The following is a 4,332-nucleotide window of genomic DNA, read 5'->3' on the forward strand; positions in this document are numbered from 1 at the left end:
AACCCGAGCCCGAGCCGGAACCCGAGCCCGAGCCGGAACCCGAGCCCGAGCCGGAGCCCGAGCCGGAACCGGAGCCCGAGTCCGAGAAGAAAGAAAGCGACAAGGACAAGCGGGACGCCGAGGACAGGTCGGCCGACGACGATCGCGAGTCGTCATCGGACCGGCAAGAGGATGATTCCGAGGCCGATGAGCAGGCCAACAAAGGCGCGGACGACGAATCCGCAACCGATCCGGGATTTTCGGCCGGTTACCTCGACAACCCGCCACCCGACTACCCTCGCGCCGCCCAACGCTTGCGTCAGGAAGGAGAGGTACGGCTCCGGGTCAAGGTAGATGCCGACGGCAAGCCGGTGGAGTGGTCGATCGAGCGTTCGAGTGGCCACGAGAGACTGGACCGCGCGGCGAAGAAGGCCGTGGCCGAGTGGCGATTCGAGCCCGCCAAACGCAATGGCAAGGCCGTCGAGGGCGAAGTGATCGTGCCGATGCAGTTCAAATTGCGGTAACCATTTCCCTCAATGCGAACCGTTTGCATTTCGCTTTGTATTGATTATCATGCCGGCTGCGTTCCGGCGATCAAACCAACCAACCGAACCGACCGGGGGCTTGCCCGATGGATCTCTTTCTTGTCTTCGACCACGGCGACGGCGTTCTTGTCGGGGTGTTCATCACCCTGCTGATCATGTCGGTGGCGACCTGGGCGGTGGCGGCCACCAAGCTGTTCGCCCTGATCGAGCGCCGCCGGGCGACTCGCCACAGCATGGACGCCATTGCCCGCTGCCACCGCGCGAGCGAGCTCGAGACCCAGCTGGCCGACCGCGATGACCCGACCGCCGCCCTCGCGCAGGCCGGGCTGCGCGCGGTGCGCGACTACCGGGGTCCCCTGGAAGGCGACGCCGAGGCCCGCCAGCGGCTGGACGAGGCCCTGATCCGCGGCATCCGCCAGGCGCTCGATCGGCAGGAAACCCGCCTGCAGGCCGGCCAGTTGCTGTTCGCCACGGTCGGCTCGCTCGCGCCGTTCGTCGGCCTGTTCGGCACGGTCTGGGGCATCTACGGCGCGCTGATCGACCTGTCCTCCGCAGAAAGCGTCTCGATGGGGCTGGTCGCCGGGCCGCTGGGCGAGGCGCTGGTCGCCACCGCCGCGGGGCTCGCCGCCGCGATTCCGGCGGTGCTGTTCTTCAACCTGTTCAACCGCAGCCACCGCCTGTACCGCCAGACGCTCGACGCGGCGGCCCATGACGTCCACTCCCTGCTGATGCACGATTCGACCCTGCCGGACTGGGCGCGCGCCGGGCAGCGCCGGACCGACCCGAGCGACGATCCCCGGCCGACCACCCGCCCCGTGGAGGCCTGACCATGGCATTCGGTCGACTCGACGATCACGACGAGCCGATGGCGGAGATGAACGTCATCCCGCTGGTGGACGTGATGCTGGTGCTGCTGGTGGTCTTCATCGTCGCCGCCCCGGTGATCACGCATTCGGTCACGCTCGACCTGCCCAAGGCCAGCAGCGAACGCCAGGACGAGGACCCCGAGTCCGTGACCCTCTCGCTCGACAACAAGGGACAGCTGTACCTGGACGACAAGCCGCTCTCCGAAAGTCGGCTGGAGAGCGTGCTGACCCAGGCGCGGCGGGACAACGACGACCTGGTGGTCTACCTGCGCGCCGACGAATCCGTGCCCTACCGGAAGGTCGCCCGCGCCATGGCGACCGTCAAGACCGCCGGCATCGAACGCCTCGGTTTCGTCTCGGAGCCCGAAACGCCATGAACGAGCCCCGCAAACACGAGCGGCCTCATGCTCCCGGCGAAACCCGAGGCGACGGGCAAGGCCACTGCATTGAAAGCCGCGAGCTGATGTCACGCGACGGTCAATGCTGGATCTGCCATGACGGTCAGCGCTACCAGTTGCGCGTAACCGCCGCCAACAAGCTGATTCTTACCAAATAACCGCAAGCCAGCCAGACCGAGCCCCTCGCCGAGCGGGGGCGCAAGGTCAAGCCAGCCAGCACTGCCAATCGGCCGGTTCCACCGGCATAAAAACGAAACGACAGGAGAGCTGACATGACCTTCCGACCCACGCAACGCGGGGCACTGGCTGCTGCCATCGCCACCGCCCTGGCCACCCCGGCATTTGCCCAGGAAACCGCCACCGTCCCCACCCCGAGCTCGGCCAGCCCGGTACTCGATCGCATCTCGATCGTCGGCGGGGCCGACGCCATCCGCGACGTGGCCGGCTCGGCCCAGGTGCTCGACCAACAGACGCTGGAGACCATCCCGGGCAACGACCCGATGAAGGTGCTGCGCCAGGTGCCCGGCGTCTACGTCACCGAGGAGGAAGGCCACGGCCTGTTCCCGAACATCTCCATCCGCGGCGCGAACCAGGACCGCAACACCCGCATCACGGTGATGGAGGACGGCGTGATGATCGCCCCGGCCCCCTACGCCGCGCCGGCCGGGTACTACTTCCCCAACATCGCCCGCATGGACTCGGTCGAGGTGCGCAAGGGTTCGTCCTCGATCGAGTACGGCCCCTACACCATCGGCGGCGCCATGAACATGACTTCCACCCCGATCCCGGGCGAGGCGCAGGGCCGCGTGCGCGTGTCGGCCGGCGAGCGCGACGGCAGGCGCCTGCACGCCTGGTACGGCGACAGCGAGGAGACCTTCGGCTACCTGCTCGAGACCTACCAGGACCACGCCGACGGCTTCCGCGACCTGGACACGCCGCAGAACGGCCATGAGAACCCCGGCTACGAGATCCAGAACTACCTCGGCAAGTTCCGCATCAACACCCCGGCCAGCGCCGAGCGTTACCAGGAACTGGAACTCAAGCTGGCCCGCGACGACAAGACCATCGACGAGACCTATCTCGGTCTGACCCGCGAGGACTACGAGGCCGACCCGTTCCGTCGCTACGCCGGTTCGGGCAACGACCAGATGAACACCGAGCACACCCAGTACCAGCTGCGTCACTTCATCGAGGTCAACCCCGATCTCGACGTCACCACCACGCTGTATCGCAACGAGTTCCACCGCAACTGGTACAAGCTCGCCAGCGTCGACGGTACCGGCATCTCGGACATCCTCGCCGACCCGGACGCCAACGCGGGCGAGATGAGCTGGATCACCGGCGCCAACAACGATGACCTGCGCGGCGACATCAAGGCCAACAACCGCGAGTACGTCTCGCAGGGCATCGAGTCGCGCGCCAACTGGCACCTGACCACCGGCGACATCGACCACCACCTGAAATTCGGCCTGCGCTACCACGAGGACGAGATCGATCGCTTCCAGTGGGTCGACGAGTACGACATGGTCGACGGCTCGCTGGTGCTGACCGATGCCGGTACGCCGGGCGACCCGGACGCGGGCAACCAGGTGACCGAGGCGAAGACCATCGCGGCCTTCGTCCAGGATCGCATGGACTTCGGCCGTCTCGCCGTCACGCCGGGCCTGCGCTACGAGTCGATCGACATCGACCGCACCCGCTACGCCGACCCCGATCGCAGCACCGTCGCCCGCGACGACGAATCGGCCAGCTTCGACGTGCTCATCCCGGGCCTGGGCGCGACCTACGACGTCACCGAGAACTGGCAGCTGCTCGGCGGCGTCTACAAGGGCTTCGCGCCGACCGGCGTTGGCGGTGCCGACGAGGAAGAAGCCGTCAACTGGGAGGCCGGCGTGCGCTACCAGAACGGCGCGTTCCAGTCCGAGGTGATCGGTTTCCTCAACGACTACGAGAACCTGGTGGGCGTGTGCACCGCCTCGACCGGCGGCGACTGCAACGTCGGCGACAGCTTCGACGGCGGCGAGGTCGAGGTCCGCGGCATCGAGGCCGTCGCGCTCTACGACCTGTCCGCCGGTCGCGACTGGGCCGTCAACGTGCCGGTCCGCGCGGCCTACACCTGGACCGACACCGAGTTCCAGACCAGTTTCGACTCGAACTACGGCGCCTGGGGCGACGTGCAGCAAGGCGACGAGTTGCCCAACACCCCCGAGCATCAGCTGTCGCTGTCCGCGGGCGTGGTCGGTGAGCGCTTCGGCGTGCATGCCACGGCCAACTACGTCGGCGAGACCCGCGCCGTGGCCGGCAGCGGCTCGATTTCCGCCGACGAGAAGGTGGACTCCCGCACCGTCTTCGACCTGTCGGCCAACTACCGCCTGACCAAGAACGCCAAGCTGTTCGCCGAGGTGGAAAACCTCACCGACGAGACCTACGTCGCCGGCATCCGCCCGGCCGGCTTCCGCGTCGGCAAGCCGCGCACCGTCATGGTCGGGGCGCAGTTCGACTTCTGATCGAACGGCTCATTCCGCGCCCCCACGGGCGCGACAG

The 4,332-nt window shown here is 67.5% G+C and carries 5 protein-coding genes; all 5 read left to right on the top strand.

Translation table 11 applies throughout. The features are described from left to right. A partial coding sequence (locus ACLFMY_RS08610; protein WP_410764251.1) for an energy transducer TonB occupies window positions 1–503 on the top strand: 503 nt, incomplete at its 5' end. Between the two features lie 107 nt (window positions 504–610). Then, the gene (locus ACLFMY_RS08615) at window positions 611–1,351 is read left to right on the top strand and encodes a MotA/TolQ/ExbB proton channel family protein (RefSeq protein WP_410764252.1); all 741 of its coding nucleotides are present in this window, start codon (window positions 611–613) and stop codon (window positions 1,349–1,351) included. A gap of 2 nt (window positions 1,352–1,353) precedes the next feature. Next, on the top strand, window positions 1,354–1,767 hold the full coding sequence (locus ACLFMY_RS08620; protein WP_410764253.1) for an ExbD/TolR family protein: 414 nt from the start codon (window positions 1,354–1,356) through the stop codon (window positions 1,765–1,767). Beyond that, window positions 1,764–1,946 (top strand): hemin uptake protein HemP, encoded by a 183-nt coding sequence (gene hemP, locus ACLFMY_RS08625; protein WP_410764254.1) that lies wholly within the window; start codon window positions 1,764–1,766, stop codon window positions 1,944–1,946. Before ACLFMY_RS08620 ends, hemP begins: the two co-directional genes overlap by 4 nt. Before the next feature lie 114 nt (window positions 1,947–2,060). Continuing rightward, window positions 2,061–4,295, top strand: coding sequence for a TonB-dependent receptor family protein (locus tag ACLFMY_RS08630; protein ID WP_410764255.1), 2,235 nt, complete (start codon window positions 2,061–2,063; stop codon window positions 4,293–4,295). Window positions 4,296–4,332: the final 37 nt, after the last annotated feature.

This window comes from Guyparkeria sp., from assembly GCF_046545975.1.
Lineage (GTDB): Bacteria > Pseudomonadota > Gammaproteobacteria > Halothiobacillales > Halothiobacillaceae > Guyparkeria.

What these genes read in the sequence shown, in the direction of transcription:
- hemP (WP_410764254.1), top strand. Translation starts at nt 1,764, where the DNA reads ATGAACGAGCCCCGCAAACACGAGCGGCCTCATGCTCCCGGCGAAACC.
- ACLFMY_RS08620 (WP_410764253.1), top strand. Translation starts at nt 1,354, where the DNA reads ATGGCATTCGGTCGACTCGACGATCACGACGAGCCGATGGCGGAGATG.
- ACLFMY_RS08630 (WP_410764255.1), top strand. Translation starts at nt 2,061, where the DNA reads ATGACCTTCCGACCCACGCAACGCGGGGCACTGGCTGCTGCCATCGCC.
- ACLFMY_RS08615 (WP_410764252.1), top strand. Translation starts at nt 611, where the DNA reads ATGGATCTCTTTCTTGTCTTCGACCACGGCGACGGCGTTCTTGTCGGG.